The organism is Gilliamella sp. B3892 (genome assembly GCF_026536305.1).
Classification (GTDB): Bacteria; Pseudomonadota; Gammaproteobacteria; order Enterobacterales; family Orbaceae; genus Gilliamella.
On record NZ_JAFNOK010000006.1, the window covers coordinates 52,014 to 72,215 of the forward strand.

The 20,202-nt window shown below is 38.3% G+C and carries 20 protein-coding genes and 2 tRNA genes; 8 read left to right on the plus strand and 14 right to left on the minus strand.

The genetic code is table 11. The features are described from left to right. Positions 1-33: 33 nt before the first annotated feature. A complete protein-coding gene (nagE, locus tag J3U74_RS07555; RefSeq protein WP_267329459.1) occupies positions 34-1,518 on the minus strand; it encodes an N-acetylglucosamine-specific PTS transporter subunit IIBC in 1,485 nt (494 codons plus the stop codon). A 248-nt stretch (positions 1,519-1,766) separates the two neighbouring features. Here nagE and nagB point away from each other — a divergent pair, with 248 nt between their 5' ends. The 3 genes from nagB to J3U74_RS07570 are packed head-to-tail and all read left to right on the plus strand — an operon-like array spanning position 1,767 to position 4,989. Beyond that, entirely contained in the window at positions 1,767-2,573 is an 807-nt protein-coding gene (gene nagB / locus J3U74_RS07560; protein ID WP_220218419.1) for a glucosamine-6-phosphate deaminase, read from the plus strand. Positions 2,574-2,584: 11 nt separating this feature from the next. Beyond that, positions 2,585-3,727 carry an N-acetylglucosamine-6-phosphate deacetylase gene (gene nagA, locus J3U74_RS07565; RefSeq protein WP_220218418.1) on the plus strand — a complete coding sequence of 381 codons (1,143 nt, stop codon included), beginning with the start codon at positions 2,585-2,587 and terminating at the stop codon, positions 3,725-3,727. Between the two features lie 35 nt (positions 3,728-3,762). Further along, positions 3,763-4,989, plus strand: a complete 1,227-nt coding sequence (locus J3U74_RS07570) for an ROK family protein (RefSeq protein ID WP_220218417.1) — start codon at positions 3,763-3,765, stop codon at positions 4,987-4,989. A gap of 45 nt (positions 4,990-5,034) precedes the next feature. On the opposite strand, the gene asd is transcribed toward J3U74_RS07570, so the two are convergent. The 12 genes from asd to J3U74_RS07630 all read right to left on the minus strand — a co-directional run bounded on the left by asd (position 5,035) and on the right by J3U74_RS07630 (position 14,375). Next, complete coding sequence (gene asd, locus J3U74_RS07575) at positions 5,035-6,138, minus strand: aspartate-semialdehyde dehydrogenase (protein WP_220218416.1); 1,104 nt, start codon at positions 6,136-6,138, stop codon at positions 5,035-5,037. A gap of 246 nt (positions 6,139-6,384) precedes the next feature. Further along, positions 6,385-6,816, minus strand: a complete 432-nt coding sequence (locus tag J3U74_RS07580) for a PTS sugar transporter subunit IIA (RefSeq protein ID WP_267329460.1) — start codon at positions 6,814-6,816, stop codon at positions 6,385-6,387. Positions 6,817-6,827: 11 nt separating this feature from the next. After that, positions 6,828-7,826 carry an SIS domain-containing protein gene (locus tag J3U74_RS07585; protein ID WP_220218414.1) on the minus strand — a complete coding sequence of 333 codons (999 nt, stop codon included), beginning with the start codon at positions 7,824-7,826 and terminating at the stop codon, positions 6,828-6,830. Beyond that, positions 7,823-8,908, minus strand: a complete 1,086-nt coding sequence (locus tag J3U74_RS07590) for an SIS domain-containing protein (protein WP_267329461.1) — start codon at positions 8,906-8,908, stop codon at positions 7,823-7,825. Before J3U74_RS07590 ends, J3U74_RS07585 begins: the two co-directional genes overlap by 4 nt. 11 nt (positions 8,909-8,919) lie before the next feature. Further along, a complete protein-coding gene (locus tag J3U74_RS07595) occupies positions 8,920-9,744 on the minus strand; it encodes a PTS system mannose/fructose/sorbose family transporter subunit IID (RefSeq protein ID WP_220218412.1) in 825 nt (274 codons plus the stop codon). Then, a complete protein-coding gene (locus tag J3U74_RS07600) occupies positions 9,725-10,561 on the minus strand; it encodes a PTS mannose/fructose/sorbose/N-acetylgalactosamine transporter subunit IIC (RefSeq protein WP_220218411.1) in 837 nt (278 codons plus the stop codon). The genes J3U74_RS07595 and J3U74_RS07600 overlap by 20 nt, the downstream gene beginning before the upstream one ends. 14 nt (positions 10,562-10,575) lie before the next feature. Continuing rightward, positions 10,576-11,043: a PTS sugar transporter subunit IIB gene (locus tag J3U74_RS07605; protein WP_220218410.1), complete on the minus strand. Its 468-nt coding sequence runs from the start codon at positions 11,041-11,043 to the stop codon at positions 10,576-10,578. Positions 11,044-11,054: 11 nt separating this feature from the next. Continuing rightward, the gene (locus tag J3U74_RS07610; RefSeq protein ID WP_220218409.1) at positions 11,055-11,738 is read right to left on the minus strand and encodes a GntR family transcriptional regulator; all 684 of its coding nucleotides are present in this window, start codon (positions 11,736-11,738) and stop codon (positions 11,055-11,057) included. Further along, a complete protein-coding gene (locus J3U74_RS07615; protein ID WP_267329462.1) occupies positions 11,735-12,457 on the minus strand; it encodes a GntR family transcriptional regulator in 723 nt (240 codons plus the stop codon). The genes J3U74_RS07610 and J3U74_RS07615 overlap by 4 nt, the downstream gene beginning before the upstream one ends. Before the next feature lie 320 nt (positions 12,458-12,777). Then, positions 12,778-12,854: transfer RNA gene (locus J3U74_RS07620), tRNA-Pro, on the minus strand. A gap of 24 nt (positions 12,855-12,878) precedes the next feature. Next, positions 12,879-12,954 (minus strand) — tRNA-His (locus J3U74_RS07625). Positions 12,955-13,079: 125 nt separating this feature from the next. After that, the gene (locus J3U74_RS07630; protein ID WP_267329007.1) at positions 13,080-14,375 is read right to left on the minus strand and encodes a serine dehydratase subunit alpha family protein; all 1,296 of its coding nucleotides are present in this window, start codon (positions 14,373-14,375) and stop codon (positions 13,080-13,082) included. A gap of 333 nt (positions 14,376-14,708) precedes the next feature. On the opposite strand from J3U74_RS07630, the gene J3U74_RS07635 reads away from it, so the two are divergent. Both J3U74_RS07635 and J3U74_RS07640 read left to right on the plus strand, forming a co-directional pair. After that, entirely contained in the window at positions 14,709-15,389 is a 681-nt protein-coding gene (locus J3U74_RS07635; protein ID WP_366915688.1) for a response regulator transcription factor, read from the plus strand. 18 nt (positions 15,390-15,407) lie between these two features. Beyond that, positions 15,408-16,709, plus strand: a complete 1,302-nt coding sequence (locus J3U74_RS07640; protein WP_220218405.1) for an ATP-binding protein — start codon at positions 15,408-15,410, stop codon at positions 16,707-16,709. On the opposite strand, the gene J3U74_RS07645 is transcribed toward J3U74_RS07640, so the two are convergent. Beyond that, on the minus strand, positions 16,706-17,458 hold the full coding sequence (locus J3U74_RS07645) for a M15 family metallopeptidase (RefSeq protein WP_267329008.1): 753 nt from the start codon (positions 17,456-17,458) through the stop codon (positions 16,706-16,708). The genes J3U74_RS07640 and J3U74_RS07645 overlap by 4 nt on opposite strands. 101 nt (positions 17,459-17,559) lie before the next feature. On the opposite strand from J3U74_RS07645, the gene J3U74_RS07650 reads away from it, so the two are divergent. The 3 genes from J3U74_RS07650 to J3U74_RS07660 are packed head-to-tail and all read left to right on the plus strand — an operon-like array spanning position 17,560 to position 20,013. Next, positions 17,560-18,741: a bifunctional tRNA (adenosine(37)-C2)-methyltransferase TrmG/ribosomal RNA large subunit methyltransferase RlmN gene (locus J3U74_RS07650; RefSeq protein WP_220218403.1), complete on the plus strand. Its 1,182-nt coding sequence runs from the start codon at positions 17,560-17,562 to the stop codon at positions 18,739-18,741. Between the two features lie 25 nt (positions 18,742-18,766). Then, positions 18,767-19,381: a hypothetical protein gene (locus tag J3U74_RS07655; RefSeq protein ID WP_267329009.1), complete on the plus strand. Its 615-nt coding sequence runs from the start codon at positions 18,767-18,769 to the stop codon at positions 19,379-19,381. A 59-nt stretch (positions 19,382-19,440) separates the two neighbouring features. Further along, positions 19,441-20,013 carry a manganese efflux pump MntP family protein gene (locus J3U74_RS07660; protein WP_267329010.1) on the plus strand — a complete coding sequence of 191 codons (573 nt, stop codon included), beginning with the start codon at positions 19,441-19,443 and terminating at the stop codon, positions 20,011-20,013. Positions 20,014-20,202: the final 189 nt, after the last annotated feature.

Here is a 20,202-nt window from a genome sequence, read left to right on the forward strand (position 1 = left end):
GCAAAATCAATCAAATGTTATAGTTATAATAAATTAAACTAGTTGTTTCATCTGATCGGCAATTTTCTCTGCTTGCTGACCAACAACGATTTGTACGCCGGTTTTACCTAGCTTAATCACCGCCATTGCACCAAGCGCTTTTGCCGCTTGTTCGTCGACTAAATCTGAGTCATGAACATTCAAACGTAAACGTGTGATACAAGCATCAATATTAGTTAGATTTTCTTTACCACCAACGATAGCTAAATATTGTTCAGCAAGCTTAGAAGTGTCGCCTACAGCTGGTACATTCTCTTCAGCTGAAGTATCGCTCACATCGTCTTCACGCCCCGGAGTTTTAAGATTGAATTTAACAATAACAAAACGGAACACAATATAATATACAAAGAAAAATACGATGCCTTGAAGAATAAGCATATACCAATGTATAGCTAAAGGATTGCGGCTGGATAACAGCATATCGATTAAACCTGCACTAAAGCCAAAGCCAGCTATCCATTGCATGGTTGCAGCGATAAATAGTGAAATTCCAGTTAAAATAGCATGGATCACATAAAGTACAGGTGCTACAAACATAAAAGCAAATTCTAAAGGTTCAGTAACCCCAGTGAAAAATGCTGCAAATGAAGCGGCTAACATGATCGATGCGGTTTTATCTTTATTGCCTTTTTTAGCTGTATGATACATGGCTAATGCTGCGCCCGGTAAACCAAACATCATAATTGGGAAAAATCCTGCTTGATAGCGACCGGTGATACCAATGGTTGCTAATCCAGCATCAATTGATTTTTGTCCACCAAGGAAAGTTGGTATATCATTGATGCCAGCCACATCAAACCAAAATACCGAGTTAAGTGCGTGGTGTAAGCCGACCGGAATTAACAAACGGTTAAAGAAGCCATAAATACCCGCCCCAATAGAGCCTAAATCTTTAATGTATTTACCAAAAGCAACTAATGCATCATAAATAGATGGCCATATAAAATATAAAACAGCAGAAACTAATAGCATAACGATAGAAACAATAATGGGAACTAATCGTTTACCACTAAAAAAAGCTAACGCTTTATGTAATTCAACAGAACTGAATCGGTTATATAATTCAGCTGCAATAATACCAACTAAAATACCAACAAACTGATTATTAATTTTTTTAAATGCAGGGGGGATTTGTGATTCCCAACCATCAATACTAGTATCAATACCATTAAATAATGCAATAGAACTTGGTGAAAGTAATGTTGTGACAACTAAAAAACCGACTAATCCAGATAATGCAGCTGCACCATCTTTATCTTTAGACATACCATAAGCAACACCTATTGCAAATAGGATTGGCATGTTTTCAATAATTGCACCACCAGATTTTATTAAAAAGGCAGCAATAATACTATTTTGTCCCCAGCCATTTGGATCAATCCAATATCCAATGCCTAATAGTATTGCGGCGGCAGGTAATACTGCGACAGGCACCATTAATGAGCGCCCGATACGTTGCAAATAAGCTAAAATTCCCATATTTTTACCTCATATATTTATTTGGGAGTTACTTGAAAAATAATGAAATTTCACTTTTTTCAGTAATTGTAGTAAATCATTTACTATTTGACTCTATATTATTTTACTTCGCAAATTAATTATTCATTTTTTGTGATTTTTGTCACGATTTTTTTTGCTTAAATACATTAATATAGTAGAATACAGACAACATATTTTACATTAAAAAAAAAGAAGTTATTTAATTATATCAAAAGAGGTATTCCCCCATGAGACTCATTCCTTTAGAAAATGCCCAAGAAGTAGGCGCTTGGGTTGCTCAGCGTATTGTTAATAAAATTAACCAATTCAACCCGACAGCAGATCGTCCGTTTTTGTTAGGTTTGCCAACCGGAAGCTCTCCTTTGGTCATGTATCAACAATTAATTAAACAGTATCAAGCAGGTAAAGTGAGTTTCAAACACGTTGTGACTTTTAATATGGATGAATATGTGGGCTTGCCAGAAGATCATCCACAAAGTTATCATACTTTTATGCATGAAAATTTCTTTGACCATATTGATATTGATAAAAACAACATTCATATATTAAACGGAAATGCACCAGATATCGATGCCGAATGTCGTCAATATGAAGAAAAAATTAAAGCCTATGGTAAAATTAATATCTTTGTTGGTGGTGTTGGTCAAGATGGGCATATTGCATTTAATGAACCCGGCTCTTCACTTTGCTCCCGTACCCGTATCAAAACCTTAACAGATGATACTCGCATTGCGAATTCGCGTTTCTTTGATAATGACAAAGATCAAGTGCCTAAACATGCGCTAACAATTGGTGTTGCAACGTTAATGGATGCGCAAGAGGTCATTTTATTAGTTTGTGGACATAATAAAAGCTTAGCTTTACAAGCGGGTGTTGAAGGATCAATTAACCACTTGTGGACAGTCACCGCACTACAAATGCATCCTGCATCAATCATTGTTTGTGATGAGCCAAGCACTGATGATCTTAAAGTCAAGACACTAAAATATTTTAAACAAATGGAAGCTGATAATCTTAAAGTGACCGTTTTATAAAGGATAACTCAATGTACGCATTAACCAATTGTCGTATTTATACTGGTTATGAGATTCTTGAAAATCACGCCGTTGTTATCGACGGCGATAAGATTGCCAAAGTCTGTAAACAAAATGAACTACCTACCGATATTACTGTTGAAAATCTACAAGGCGCAATTGTTGCACCCGGTTTTATTGATATCCAAGTAAATGGTTGTGGGGGAGTCCAATTTAATGAAACGCTTGATGCCTTAAGCGTTGAAACATTAGAAGCGATGCAAGCGACCAACCTTGTTTATGGTTGCACAAGCTATTTACCGACACTGATCACTTCAACTGATGAGTTTATGATTAAAGCGGTTAAAGTTATGCGGGAATATTTAGCCACGCATCCGAATCAAGCGTTAGGATTACACCTTGAAGGCCCTTATATCAATCCTGAAAAGAAAGGGATTCATGACCAAAATATTATTCGTAAACCTTCACAGCAAATGATAGATTTTCTTTGTGAAAATGCCGATGTTATTAAAGTCATTACTTTAGCGCCGGAACGGGTTGAAAGTCATTTTATCAAGCAACTTGTTAAAGCTGGTATTCATGTATCGGTTGGGCACTCAAATGGACATTATGATGACTGTCGTCGTGGTTTTAATGACGGTATTCGTTTAGGCACCCATTTATTTAATGCTATGCCTTATATTACCGGGCGTGAACCGGGCGTTGTTGGTGCAATTTATGATGAACCTGAAGTGTATGTTGGGATTATCGCTGATGGTCAACATGTGAGTTGGGCAAACATTCGTAATAGCCATAAAATCAAACAAGATCACTTAATATTAATTACCGATGCGATGTTGCTTGCCGGTTCAAACTTAGAATCGGGCGTATTTGCCGGTAAAACGATTTATTATAAAGACGGTCGCTGTATTGATGAAAATGGTACGCTAGGTGGCTCGGCCTTAACCATGATTGAAGCGGTAAAAAATGCGGTGCAGTATGTCGGTATCGCATTGGATGAAGCATTAAGAATGGCAACCCTTTATCCTGCTAAAGCAATAGGTGTTGATAAACAACTCGGTACCATAACTGAAAGCAAAATTGCCAACTTAGTTATTTTTAATCCGGATTTTACTGTACTTAAAACGGTTGTTAATGGAGAGATGAGCCGTTAGAATATCAGATAATTAAGAAAATATTGAGATAATATATGACATTTAATTATCTGAACTTAGTGGGTAATGCTGAGCTAATCAAACAGTTAAATTATGCAATTATTTATCGTTTGATTGTTCAGCAAGCACCACTATCACGCATTCAATTAGCCGAAGTCAGTCAGCTGGCACCCGCAAGTATTACCAAAATTACTCGTCAACTTCTTAAAAATAAACTGATCAAAGAAGTTGATGCGCAACAATCAACTGGTGGACGCCCGGCTGTTTCGATACAGGCAAAATTTAGTTACTATCAAACAATCGGTGTGCAGTTAAGCCGTTCGCATATCACCATTGAACTTTATGACTTAGGTGGCCGCTCGTTGATGTCAGAAGTGCATCCGCTGACAATTTTCACAGAGCAAGAAGTACAACAATATTTAATTAGCTTACTTAAACAGTTTATTGAAAACCACAGTAAAAAAATTAAACGACTGGTTGCTATATCAGTTGTATTACCTGGCTTGATTGACTCACAGCGAGGCATCGTTCGTTATACCCCTCATATTCAAGTTAAAGCATGGCCGCTAGCTGAAGTGTTGCGAAAAGAGTTTAATGTGACCATTTATTTAGGCAACGATATTCAAAGCTTAGCACTGGCAGAAAGCTACTTTGGTTCAACTCAAGATGTTGAAGACTCAATATTGATTCGTGTTCATCGCGGTGTGGGTTCGGGCGTTATTGTTAATCAACAACTTTTAACCAACCATAATCAGAGCGCTTGTGAAGTTGGTCATATTCAAGTTGATGCATTGGGTGAGCGTTGTCATTGTGGTAATTTCGGTTGTCTGGAAAATCGAGTTGTAAACGATGCGATCGAACGCCGTGCCATACAGATGATAGAACAAGGTTATCCAACCAAACTCACTCTTGATGCGTGTCATATTGCTAACATTTGTCAGTGTGCTAATCAAGGCGATGAGCTGGCAATAAAATTAGTCAAAGATGCCGGCGAAAATCTTGGTCGAGCTGTGGCAATTATGGTGAATATTTTTAATCCACAACGCATAGTGTTAGCCGGTGAGCTAACCAAATCACCGCAAATCCTTTTAAGTGCCGTCAATAGTGCTTTAAATGCGCTAAGTTTAGAGGATTTAAGAAAGAATCTTACCATTAACTGCTCATCGCTCAATGACCGATCGGCTATTGGTGCATTTGCCTTAATTCAACAAGCGCTGTTTAATGGTTCGTTATTAATGACGTTGTTTGATGACTATAATTAAATAGATTTTGGTGACTAAAAAGCCCGATGATTCGGGCTTTGTCAATTAGGCTAAAATGCGTAACATTCTTCTTAACGGCTCAGCGGCGCCCCATAATAGCTGATCGCCAACGGTAAAGGCAGATAAGAAATCTTTGCCCATATTCAATTTACGTAAACGACCAACCGGCGTTGTTAATGTTCCGGTAACAGCAGCCGGAGTGAGTTCTTGCATCGATAACTGGCGATCATTTGGTACCACTTTCACCCAATCATTATGCCCAGCGAGTAATTGTTCAATTTCAGGCACGCTGATATCTTTCTTCAGCTTGATTGTAAAGGCTTGGCTATGGCAGCGTAATGCGCCGATACGAACGCACAAGCCGTCAACCGGAATAATTTGGCTGGTGCCTAAAATCTTGTTGGTTTCAGCTTGACCTTTCCACTCTTCTTTACTTTGACCATTGTCTAACGCTTTATCAATCCATGGGATTAAACTGCCGGCTAACGGCACACCAAAGTTATCGGTCGGTAAGCTGCCGTCACGCATTTTTTGCGTCACTTTACGTTCAATCTCTAAAATTGATGAATTAGGATCTTGTAACTCTTTCGCAACTTCAGCATGTAACATGCCCATTTGTGTTAACAGTTCACGCATATGGCGAGCACCACCGCCGGAAGCGGCTTGATAAGTTGAAACAGAAATCCAATCAACTAAATTTTCAGCAAATAAGCCACCGAGCGACATAAGCATTAAGCTGACAGTACAGTTACCACCAACAAAAGTTTTGAAGCCCTGATCCAATGCTGTATGAATGTTAGCTTTATTTACCGGATCAAGCACAATGATGGCATCATCTTCCATTCGAAGTGTTGAAGCGGCATCAATCCAATAGCCTTGCCAACCGGTTGCACGAAGTTTGGCGTAAATCTCTGAGGTGTAATCACCACCTTGACAGGTAACAATAATATCTAATGCTTTTAGCGCATCAATATTATCGGCACTTTGTAATGTCCCGGTTTTACCTCCAAATGTAGGTGCAGCTTGACCTGCTTGAGATGTAGAAAAGAAAACCGGATTGATATAATCAAAATCATGCTCTTCAACCATACGTTGCATCAGAACAGATCCCACCATTCCACGCCAACCGACAAAACCAACATTTTTCATAATTTATTTCCAAAAAGTAGATGTTATATTGAGATATATTTTTTACTATTAAAACAAAATATCTTGATAAAACAAAGTAAGATAAGAATTATTTCTACAGGGTATAACAAAATAACATGGCGTTATATTAAACAGCTAAATCAATGAGTTTATTAAGTGCTTGATAAGCAAGGCAGCGGTTTTGAGTGTTTTAAAACCAGTTTGCCTTACTTATATAGACGACTTATCTTGAGCGATAGCTATGTGCTAAAAATCCTCATCTTGATCGGAATTGGTTGTCATTGATGCGATATTAATTTGCTCAATACCTTCCATTGATGCTTTGATTACTTCCGGTAATAAATCATCTAGCTGCAATTGTTCTCTGAGCATAAAAGTCGCTAATAACATAGGGATATTCACACCCGTGATAATTTCGAGATTGGGATAACTTGCCATAAGCTGCGCTGTGGTATTAAAAGGCGTTCCGCCTTTTAAATCCACCAAACACAATATGGCCTCGCCTTGTTGGGCAAAGCTTGCTAAATGATTTTCAATCTGCTGTTGAAAATCATCTAACGATTGCCCCATTAAAAAGGGCACTGCTTCACATAAGGTTTGTTTACCACAAATCATCTCGGCACTTACGATCAAGCTTTGCGCCGTTGGTCCATGAGTACTAATTAATACTGCAACCATTGTTGCACTCCTTAATAATCCAGACAACGATAATAGCGACGAATAGTCATTGGATGTCGATTTAAGTGTTCAACATAAGCATCAATTCGGTTATTTATCGTTCTAAACACAAACGGTGATAAATGGCCACGATATTTTTCTGATATACCCGGTAATGGATAGTCTTTGGTATCAATAATGGTGTAGTTTCCACAAATTTGCGGTAAGAATTTTGCCACTCTTTCACTTAATGGACGTTGACTATCTTCACCAACATAAACGGTTACAGCCGTATCACGGTCGATCACTTCTAATGTGCCATGGAAAAATTCAGCAGACTCGATCGATTTTGAACGTAGCCAGTGCTGCTCTTCCCAGTAGCACATCGCATGGGAATACGTCGCTCCCCATTGGTTGCCAGCGCCGACAAAATAGTGCATCGCATCGTTATGATGTTTCAATGCGACTTCTTGCCCGAATGCATCAGCTTTTTTCGCCACTTCGACGATATTTTTAGCAAAATGTTGATCCATTTGTTGATAAAATTCATCATAGTCAGGGTATTCGCCGGCCAAATACATTAAGCGATCAGCGGCCATAAAGAATTTTAATTGTTCATTCATTGGGTAAGAAATCACATGGTGCGCCATTTTACCTAATGGTGAATCGGCTTTATCTAAAAAGGCTAAGACCGTTGCACCGACCTCTTGTTGAATTTTATCAATAGCCGCAACGACTTCTTGGGTAGAGCCTGTAACAGATGAGATGATAATTAAGGTGTCTTTGGTTATACGCTTATTGCCGGTTACCAGATATTCCGCAGCATGTTGAATAAAGGTTTCAATGGCTGATTTTTCTTTCATATGAACAACTGCTTGCATCGATGAAGCGTAAGTTCCGCCAATACCTAACCAGCACACATTGCTGTAACCACGAGAATGAATTTTATCGATAAATTCATTGATTTGTGGACGAAGTGCCAATGCACCATTCATGCTCTCGAGTTCTTTTTTTTCATCGTATTTTCTCATGCTCTAACCCTCTTAATTTTAGATTTAGTAATTTCATCAAATTCCGGATATGTTGATTTTTCCAGATTGTGACCTTTTAACTGTGATACTTGATAGCTAAGTAAGTGAATAGGAATTGTCATAAACAGCGAAGTTAATCGCTCATCACAACTGACACCTAGACATAAGTCATTTTCTGTTAGGTTGTCTTGTTGATGTGCATAAATTGTTACAACATTTTTCACATACTGATTTAAGAATACTTTTAAGGAATCAGCTCTTTGCGCCAGTTTCCCTTGCGGTTCAATAAAAATGATATGATCATCGCTATGCAAACCCAGATAAGGGCCATGCATATACTCTTCGAGCTCTTTACCCAACGCTGTGTTGCGCACGGTTTCGGTAAATTTAGTTTCTCCTTCCCTTGCAACCCCGTAGGTAGCACCGTAACCGATCAATATTACCCGTTGAGCTTGATTATATTGATCTTCAAGGCGATTAACCCACGCCTGTGAACGCTCAATAACTAGTGGTAATAATTGGGTAATCGTTTTAATCTGATTCATATAGTCATCAAATTTGGTTTGATTAATGGTTTCGGTTTTTTGCCCAATAATGAGGCTAATTAAGATCAAATCTAAAATGGTGATACTATAACCGGCACTGACATAAGGCATTTCCTCAATCGGCATCCCCATAGATAAAACGTGATTGCTAACTTGATACAAAGGACTTTGCGGATTGCTGGTCAGGCTATATATCGTCTTGTTATGGTGAATAAATTGTTCAACTAAATGAATGGTTGAGTAGCTCTCTCCACCTTGTGAAATGGCAAAATAGAGTGTATTTGGATCGTTATAGTGCAGGTAATTAGCCGCCATTGAAGGATCTTCAATATAGACAGGAATCTTCAACAGTTCGCTCATTATCGGTCTTGCACCATAAGCAGCATTAGCACTGGAGCCGGTGGCAAAAATGACAATGGCATTAAGCTGTTTTATTTGACTTAAATCGATATGATCGGCAAATAACGTCTGATAATTATCTAAAACAGCTTGATAATATTTCGGCTCTAATGCGACATAATCAGCAATACTTTTCATTGTTTTATCCCTCAATTTCCTAATAACCCAGTCCAGGCACCGAAAATGCCTATAGCGGCGATAAGTAGAAGGATCCAATGTGCTTTAACACCTTTTTTCACCAATACAAACATAAATAGCGTAAAGAGTAACGGTAGGATCTGTGGCACAATGCCGTCAAAAATATCTTGTAAGGATGCCGAATCATCACCGGTACCTATTTTCAATGGCATATTGAGTGTCACCATGGTGGCAACCATAGCCCCGACCACACAGAGCCCGAGTACTGAAGCGCCATAGGACAATTTATCCATTAAGCCCGTTTTTTGCACTTTTTCAATAAAGGAAGCGCCAATGTTGTAGCCAATTAATAAGCCAAAATATCGTGCTAAAATCGCCGGCACATTAAAGATAAGCAAGAATAGCAATGGACCTAAAATATTACCTTCCAGCGCTAAAGAGGTGCCAATGCCGGTGGCAATAACACGTAATGTTCCCCAGAAGAAAGAGTCACCTAAACCACTTAACGGCCCCATTAACGCAATTTTGACATCATTAATCGAACTTTTATCAAACTCACTATCGGTGGCATTTTGTTCTTCCATGGCAATACAGATGCCTAGAGGGAAGGTAATTAGCCAAGGGGTAACATTATAAAATTCTAAGTGGCGTTGATAGGCATCGGTAAGGTCCACTTGATTATCACTATAAATTTTATCTAAAGCCGGGCGCATGGCATAGGCATAGCCTAAGTTCATTTGCCGTTCATAATTCCATGACCATTCAGCGGTGAAAGAGCGCCAAAAGGTTCGGGTTAATTCTTTATTGGTTATTAATTTAGAATTCTTCGTTTTCATAATCGATCTCCTGTGCACCTAAAACGTTGCCAGTGTTAGTTGTTAGCTTCTGACTGTCTTGTTCTGTTACGCCTTTTTTTCCATTAAATGAGGAGTAACCGGTCAAGATAAGTGCTAGGCAGGCACCAAAAATGGCCACGCCAGTAACAGGCACTTTCATATACACGGCTAAAGCAAAGCCTAGAACAAAAAAGGTAGCATTGGTTTTTTTAATCATAATTTTCATTAACATGGCAAAACCGAACGCCGGTAATAAGCCGGTTGCAATACCTAAACCATCGATAATAAAGCGAGGAATCATTTCTAATAAGCCATTGACCGCTGAACTACCGAATAAGTAGGAGAATCCAACCACTAAACCAATTGGCAGATTGATTGAAAAGAAACCACCGAGTATGTTCATTCGATCCATTCCTTTGCCGTTGCCTTCGCTGGCGTATTTATCGGCTTTGTGAACAAAGTAAGGAAGAATAAAAAGAAAACATAAATTTTTGACTAATAAAACCAGTGATGCAATTGGAATGCCCAGTGCTAAGGCGATTTCGGTACTTTTACCGGCACCAATGGCAAAAGCGGTACCTAAAACACTGCCGGAAATTATTTCCGGTGGAATGGATGCGCCGATTGAAAACGATCCGACAAACGCTAATTCTAACGTTGCCCCAATAATAATGCCTTGTGTGATATCACCCATGACTAAACCGGCTAAGGTACAAGTCACTAACGGTCTGGATAACATTGATGAACCTAAAAAGTATTCACCATTTGCTAACATCGCAATCAAAGCTAACAGTACTGCGGTTAATTCGATACTCATTTTGTACCTCTCAACTATTTCTCAAATTTCTGCTTTGATTCGCTTGGAATTTGCTGAATGTAGATATCAATACCGTCTTGTTGTAATTTGGTCAGTAAATCTGCTTCAAGATCGGTTAAATTAATGGTTTTAGAGTAGTTTTTTGTGCCTTCACGTGGCTTAGTACCGCCTAAATTAAGGCTGGTTATTTTGCCTTGCGTGCCACGGATTAATTTTTCAGCATCTGCTACTGATTCAACGACAATTAGCATCTGATATTTATCCGTAACGCCTGAGTTAATGGCCTCAATACTGTCATCGATAGATTTCATCACTAATTTTGCATGCTCTGGCTTAGCCAAACGAATCGCAGATTTACGTAGTTCGTCAGTGGCGACAACGTCATTAGCAACTAATATCGTGTTTGCATCCATACTTTCGAACCATGAAACAACAACTTGACCATGCAATAAGCGATGATCAACACGTAACAATTTAATCATTGGTGTACCTCCTAAGTGAAATCGACCACATATTTGGTATTACTAGCAAACTTATACTCAAGGGCAATCGGTTCGCTATTAGTATCAAAATAGTGATTAGAAATTTTAAATAATGGGTCGTTAATCTGGATTCGAAGTTGTTTGGCGAGCTCTGAGTTGGCTACAATCAGTTGCAAATCTTGTTCTAATTTATCGACTTTTTTCTTGCCTGAATTGATGATTTCGAGCGCAGATAACACTTTGATAATTGAAATTTGAAAATCGGGAAAGTTATTTAATGGCAGCACAAAGATCGCTTTTACGATACTGTTTTTTGCCACTTCAAGGAAGCTAATGTAATAGACCAGTTCAGCCGGTTTTATTTTTAGTAATTGGCTGTAATATGCGCCTGCTTGCCTTAAGTAAGCTTCTTTGATGACTTTTTTATGATTGGGGTAGATGTAAGGTTTAATGATGCCTGTCATCTCTAAAATATTTTGGGTCGAAAGCGTTGGCGCAACAAACAGCCCCACTCCTTTTTTCCTCACCACCATATTTTGATCGACTAATCGATCTATTGCTTTACGGACAGTTGTTCGGCTTACATTGTAATCTTTTTGCAATTGTCCTTCGGGTGGTAACTCAGCACCAACGCCATATCGTCCGGTATTTATCTGCTCAAGTAATTGAGCGGCAATTTTTTCAAATAGCTTCATTTATGTTTTTCCTCATAATTGAAGATATTTTTGGCCGATAAGTGATAGCGAAATCGGTTGCCAATCAAATATTGATCGGTATGTTCAAATGGCTGGAAATTATTATCGTAACTGTAACTTGATACTTTATAGATAGGTGTTCCTTCGGCAATAGCTAAATACTGTGCTTTATCTTCGGTCGCTGCTTCGTAAGTGATCTCTTCCCGACCATGGCTTGGGGTAAAATGATAATGCTCTTTAAGGTATTCATAGAGCGAAACGTTATTTAAGTCCTGTTTTTCTAAATCGGTAAATTTTTCTGAAGGGAGATAATTGATTTCATAAGAAAGCGGAGTGTTGCCCAATAAACGTTGTCGGATAATTCGAATTAATTGCTGGTTGGATCCAAAAAAGCTACGCAATTGTGCGGGCATTTTTATAATTTGGTTGGACAATACTTTTATTTCAATTTGAACATTTTCTTCTTTTTGGATCTCTTCACTAAACGAAGACATTTTTAGCATATTGATTTCAAAAACGTTGTGATTCGGAATGTGGTTATCGGCTTGAAAAATATAACTTTCCATCGCTAAATCATGCAAGGCTTTCCTGACGGTTGTTCGGCTTACCTTAAAAAATTCCGCAAGCCCTCGCTCAGTCGATTTTTCCTTAATAATTTTAGGATTTGCTCTTATTTGTTCTTCTACATCGGTTTTAGACGCAATATCACGATATTCCAAAGATCACACTCCAATTACTGGGCTTTTTTAATTCCCAGATATATCTTAAATCACATAATATAGTTCAAAAAATAGATAAAAAAATACATGTTGTCAATTTTAAGTACCAAAAGTGTAAGGGAGATCACAAATTTTATGAGAAATATAATAAAATCAATTAAATGAATATTAATTAGGGTTGGCAGTGGGGTAAAATAGCAGCAGATAGTGCGTTAAATAAATACGATAAAGCGACAGTTTATAAGCTATTGCGGAGAATAACAGAGCTAAAGCGGATAATAAAAAAGCCTACTCGTTGAGCAGGCTTTTTTATATAAAATTGGTCGGCGAGAGAGGATTCGAACCTCCGACCCACTGGTCCCAAACCAGTTGCGCTACCAAGCTGCGCTACTCGCCGTTAGATGTTTTTGCTTCGTATAAATGGGGTGGCTAATGGGACTCGAACCCACGACAACTGGAATCACAATCCAGGGCTCTACCAACTGAGCTATAGCCACCATAAGAAGCAGGACGAAATATTACGCATAAAAAATAACATTGTCCAGCATATTTTTTAAAAAATGTGCTGATTGATTATATTAAAAGCGCTAAAAGTTTAATCTTTTAGCAATAACCAAATTATTTAAGCTTTATGCGACATAATATCAATAATTTGGCTGTCGATAACTTTCATGCTATTGCTAACTATTGCACCTAAATTATTGATAGATGTTTCCACACTATCACAGACAATGCCTTCTTTACCGGTGACTCGGGTTTGATTTAACGCCATTAAAACGGCTTTAAAACCCGATGATACCGAAGTTGAAACTTTCATCGCACAGCTATTGGATGCGCCGTCACAAATGATGCCCGATAGATCACCAATCATATTACAAATCGTCATATCAACCGGTTCATATTGCCCTTTACCCAGTAACCAAGCCATACCTGCTGCCGACCCCATGGCAGCGGTTGACGCTGCACAAAGTGCCGATAAAGGTGGGAACTTGCTATGAATATAGATCGCAATCGTATGCGATAACATCAAGGCTCGAGCTAGCTGTTCAGGCGTTGCATTTGAATAATCAGCAACCACAACGACTGGCATTGTGGCGGTGATGCCTTGATTACCCGAACCGGAGTTACTCATCGCCGGCAGTGTTGCTCCGCCCATTCGTGCATCCGAGGCGGCGGTTGTGCGAATTATCACTTTAGAAAGTAGATCATCTGCCAGTAAACCGGTTTTGGTTTGTTGATGTAAAGTTGTGGCAATACTTAAACCATAGGCTTTTGATAACCCTTCTTGTGATAAAGCATCATTTAATTTTGCTGAATCTAAGATAAATTTGATATCGTCAAAGTTAGCCTGACTGGCAAATTCATAAATGAGCCTCACCGACATATTTTTAAGAATGATATCGTTTTTTGACTCACATCGGCGGGTGTTATCGGCTTGAAAAATTGTTTCACCATTTTTTTCAATTAACGTCACATTAGTATGCTGATCTTCAATGCAGACTTTAACATGGTCAGAGTGGGTATAGATATTCGCTTCAGAGTAGATAGCTTTATTGCTTTTGGCAATTTGTACCGTGATTTTGTTGTCTGCTAACATATTTTTGGCTTGAGTGATTTGGTTATCTGTAATATTTTTTAATACCTCAAGTCCGGCATCAGCATCGCCACCAATCGCACCTATTGCAGCGGCAATGGGTAATCCAATCATACCGGTACCGGGTACGGTTACGCCCATACCGTTTTTCATTAAATTGGGGGAAACAAAAGCGTCGATTTTTTCAATACTGTTTTTATCAATATGCCGAGCTGCGCAAGCGGCGGCTAAAGCAAGTGAAATCGGCTCAGTACAACCAAGTGCCGGCAAAACTTCATGTTTCACCAGTTTAATTAATTGTTGCAACATTACTTGTTGTTTCATTTTTTATCTCCATATAGTCATAAGTAATGTTAGATGGTGAAGAACATTTAACAGACAATGAACGTACTATTTTAGTCTATGTTGATCAAGAATTGAATAATGTCAATATATTATCAATAGTGGTTAATATTTAATGACTAATTTATCGATGTTATTTAGTCATAAATAGACTAAAACGTACATTAAATCTTAAACTTATTTGCATTATTTCAAGGTAAATTAAATCGTCGGCAATCGTTCAAATTATGTAATATTTTAGTAAAACCGACTGACTTTTTTTTTATTATTGCAATAATGTAAATACCTAAAATTAAATAATAATGGCGATATATGATAAATATTTTATTAATTGATGATGATATTGAATTATCACAGATGCTTAGTGAATATTTGACCAATGAAGGTTTTAATATCAAAAGTGTTTATTTGGGTAAAGATGGTATTGATGAAGCACTTTCAGGTAAATATCGTGCAGCAATTTTAGATGTTATGTTACCGGATGTTAATGGTATTGATGTCCTTAAAAGTATTCGTCAACAATGTAATATGCCAGTTATTATGTTAACGGCTAAAGGTGATAATATTGATCGCGTTTTGGGACTGGAGTTAGGCGCTGATGATTACATCCCTAAACCATGTTATCCACGTGAATTATTAGCCAGATTGCGTGCTGTGTTACGTCGTTTTGATGAACGTTCAGTCGAATTGGTTGATGACAAAAAATATCATTTTAATGGCTTAACGTTAGATTTACCTCAACGACTTTGTACCTGGAATGGTAAAGTCATTGATTTGACCTCAACCGAGTTTAATTTGTTGGTTTTATTGGTCAAACATAGTGAGCGAGTGGTTACTAAAGAAGAGCTTTCAGAAATTGGACTTGGACGAGCACGTGAGCTCTATGATCGTAGTGTCGATGTTCATATCAGTAACATTCGTCAAAAATTACATCAAGTCGCCCAAAATGATGTCACAATTGAAACGATTCGGGCTGTTGGTTATCGTATTCGTTAATTTGCAATTAGGCTTGCTATGAATCGTCGATTATTCACAAAAATACTCATTATATTTGGGGTCATTTTTTATCTTACTTTCCAATTTACTTGGATTGCTTTTTCTTACTATATAGAAAGTAAAAATCAACGATTTTTAAATCATATGCCGACAAAAGTCGACATGATAGCGCAATTATTGCATGTTGCTGGCGAAGATGAAACACTTAATTTTATCGCCCATTTACCGGAGCGTGAACGGGCGTTGTTGTCGATAAAGTTAGTTTCTCCGCAAAATGATCAAGTCAATATTCTGACTGATGAATTAGAACCGCCAACTTATGTTTATCAACGCACCACTATCGCGCCAGACGGCACGCTCTATACGGTGTCATTTAAAGAAGATAAAGATAAGGATGATCACGTTAAAAAAGCACTGTTTAACATGCCTCTACCTATTGTATTAATGGGTATTTGTGTTGGGCTGCTATTTAGTCTGTTTTTAGCGTGGAACTTAACCAGACCGATGAAGCTACTAAGGGAAGGCTTTTTTCGAGTCTCTCAAGGCGATCTATCTGTACGATTATTTGAGAAACTAAAAGCTCGACGTGACGAATTAAGCGAACTGGGTAAAGATTTTGATATGATGGTTGAGCAGCTCAACATCTTAATTTCAGATCGTCAAGCCCTATTGCATGATGTGTCACATGAACTTAGAACGCCATTAGCTCGCTTGCAATTAGCCATTGGACTAGCCCAGCAAAATAAACAAAATATTGACACCGCATTAGCCCGTATTGAGTTAGAATCAGAACGATTAGATCAGCTTATTGGTGAAATCCTAAACTACTCTCGTGCTGAGATGAATAATCGTACCGATGAATATTTTGATCTTAAAGAGTTACTTGGCGTTGTAATAAGCGATGCGAATTACGAAGCCAATCATCAATTGATTAATGTCTATTTTAATTTATCGCCTATTTCTCATTCAATTGTGAAAGGTAATTCAGAACAGATCCGTCGGGCAGTTGAAAATATCATCCGTAATGCGATTCGTTTTTCCAAACCCGGGCAAGCGGTTGAAGTGACGTTAAAAGAGTCAGGTAAGTGCTTACAAATTGAAGTGAAAGATCGGGGACCCGGCGTTGAATCCAGTAAACTATCGAGTATCTTTGAACCGTTTGTTCGTATTCAATCTGCTCAGTTAGGTAAAGGTTATGGGCTGGGGCTTGCCATTGCCAGAAAGACCGTTATTATGCATAACGGTACTATTCAAGCAAATAATCGTGATGGTGGTGGGTTAGTGGTGACAATTAAATTACCTTACTGGCGTAAACACTAATAGCAGTCTTGATTAACTGTTAGCACATACTCTTTAATGAGTCGTTGTAATTCAATTTTGTCATGGCCGATAAAATTGAGCGATTGCATTATAGATTGCGGATTGGTTTCTAATGTCGCTTTATATTGTGCAATATATTGGCTGGCAATCGGTTTATAAGACCAGTGCCACTCTTCGGGTTGATAGCCACCTTTACGCCCTTCATTAAATGCCTGACAAAATCCATATTTAGCTAAATTATCTTGTAACCATTTATATAAAATGATGCCTTTTTTATCATTTTTAAAATAGTCTGATGAAACACTGGTGATATCAATATCGGTACCCCAATGGTGTCTTGATGTGCCGGGCATGGAAGAGAATTTCAAAATCTCTTGGGCAATTTTTTGTGGATCATTTATCTTTTTTGCCAGCGCATCCCATTTACGTTGCCAAATGCCATTTTGATAGGTGTAATTGCGTGTTGCGCTAACCACAATAAAAGGAATATCGGGATGTGCTGCCTTAAAATCGTTATAAGCTTTAATCAGTTGCTCTGTCGGCTCCTTTTGTAGATACATGCCTTTTTTATTAACCGGTAAGATTGTTGAATCTAAAGCAACAAAATTACTGTCTTGTTTTTCATCGAACTGACCGATAAGTTTGTTTAGTGGTATTGTTTGTGCCATAGTGAAAGTTGTGTATAAAAGTGGGGTTAATGTTGAAAGTGAAGTAAAAATTATTTTTATAACTCTCGCCTTCTTAATCATTTTATATTATCCATTATATTCTATTAGCCACAATAGGTGAAAAACAGTATAATCCTTTCCCTGAAATTTGAAATAGCCATAATGTGTAAAAACGAGGCCTTATGTTAACAACTGCAACATCTAATACGTCTGTAAATTGTTCAGACACAACCAAAACCCTTGATCTCAATCCAACGCCTGAAAAAATCAATTTGCTCAATTTTACCCGGCAGCAATTGCGTGAGTTTTTTATCTCGTTAGGAGAAAAACCGTTTAGAGCTGACCAAGTGATGAAATGGATCTATCATTTTGGTATTGATGATTTTGATCAAATGACCGATATCAATAAAAAATTACGTGAACAGTTAAAAACGCTGGCAGAAATTAAAGCGCCAACTATTGCAATGGAGCAACGATCATCTGACGGCACCATTAAATGGGCGCTTGATGTTGGTAATAACCAAATGATTGAATCCGTGTATATCCCTGAGCGTGATAGAGCGACACTGTGCGTTTCATCACAAGTGGGTTGTGCGTTAGAGTGTAAATTCTGCTCAACCGCTCAGCAAGGTTTTAACCGTAATTTAACCGTTTCTGAAATTATTGGCCAAGTTTGGCGAGCGTCAAATGCTATTGGAGTAACCGGTAAATTGGCCGATCGTCCGATTACCAATGTGGTGATGATGGGTATGGGCGAACCGTTACTGAATTTATCGAATGTGGCACCAGCAATGGAAATCATGCTTGATGATTTTGGCTATGGTTTATCAAAACGTCGAGTCACGCTTTCTACGTCCGGCGTTGTTCCGGCTTTAGATAAATTAGCTGGTATGATTGATGTGGCATTAGCCATTTCCCTGCATGCGCCTAATGATGCTATCCGTAGCGAAATTATGCCAATCAACCAAAAATATAATATGGCGATGCTGCGAGATTCTATCTTACGCTATCTGGCGACTTCCAATGCCAACCATGGCAAGGTCACCATAGAGTATGTATTACTTAACCAAATTAATGACAGTGTTGAGCATGCGCATGAACTGGCTAAGTTCCTAAAAAATGTGCCGAGTAAAATTAATTTAATCCCATGGAATCCGTTCCCCGGTGCGCCTTATTCCCGTTGTTCCAATACCCGCATCGACCGTTTTATGAAAACGTTAATGGGCTATGGTTTTACCGTTATTGTCCGTAAAACACGGGGTGATGATATTGATGCGGCGTGTGGTCAGTTAGCCGGTGAAGTTGTTGATCGCACGAAAAGAACGCTTTATAAAAAGCAAAATCTTGCTCAACAAACGGCATAACAAAGCAGAATATAAGGAATTGAACATGAAAAAACTAGTGCCGATATTAAGTTGCTTAATGGTCATGCTATTAGCGGGTTGTCAAAATACAAATGATGAAGAGTTTGATCCTGAAAAAGCGGCGCTAGCCCGAATGCGTTTAGGCTTGGGGTATTTGGCCAAAGCCGATGAATCAGAAGATAACGTCAAAGCCGCACATTATAATCTGAAATTAGCCGCACAATACTCGCCGAATAATCCGCAGGTTATGCTGGCTATGGCAATGTTTGATCAGCATGTTGGTGAATATAACGAAGCAGAGATGATTTATAAACGCATTACCTTAATGCAACCGGGTAATGGCTTATATCATGTTCATTATGGCTCGTTTTTATGTGGTCGTAATCGTTATCAAGAAGCCAAGCAACAGTTTCAGCAAGGGCTTGATTTCGACCGGCACAGTTGGAAAGCGGATGTTTATGAGCAATATGGATATTGTGCGATTCAAAATGGCGATAAAAAAACGGCTGACTCAATGTTTCAGCAACTGTTTAAATACGATGCTAGCCGTCGAGATAGCGTAATAAAAACCGCAGAACTCTACCGAACAAAAGGGGATGCGAAAGTGGCGAATTACCTATTTTCAGTAACCAAAAAATAGTTTTGATTAAACAATAAAAATTAAATATAAAATATATCATTTGAAGCAGAGTATATGTCATGAGTTTCTGGGCTATTTTGTTATTGGCGTTAGCCATGTCTACAGATGCATTTGCCGTAGCGGTATGTCGTGGCACATCTTACCAATCAACGCCTTTTATTGGCGCATTAAAAGTTGGACTATTATTTGGTGTCATTGAAGCCATTACCCCCTTATTGGGTTGGTTAATCGGCTATATTGCTCTGCAATATATTGAAAAGTGGGATCATTGGGTCGTTTTTGCCGTCATGTTATTTTTAGGTATTAGCATGATTTATAATAGTTTTAAGGAAGATGATGAAAATTGTGATGAGTCAGTCACCCAATCGTCAAAAAAATCTTTCTTAATGCTTATTTTTACCGCTATCTCAACCAGTATTGATGCCTTTGCCGTGGGGGTTGGATTAGCGCTTGCCAGTGTTAATATCTATCTTGCCGCTGGAATGATTGGTCTGGCGACCTGTATTATGGTGACAATTGGTTTATTGTTAGGTCGAAAAATCGGTTGTTTTATTGGAAAAAAAGCTGAGCTAATCGGCGGAATAGTCCTTATCTTAATTGGTGTGATAACGCTTTATCAGCATCTATCCTAATGAGAAAAACCGTCTACCGTTGAAGTGACGGTTTTTTATTGACGGCAGATTATTATCTGCCGTTACTATTTTTATACTAAAACATAGGTATTTTCTGAAACTTCTTGTCAAACGTTAATCGATTAAACGACAAACCAAATCATACATTGCTAGTTTTGTCAGGATGATTGGATTTTGCAGTGATCATGT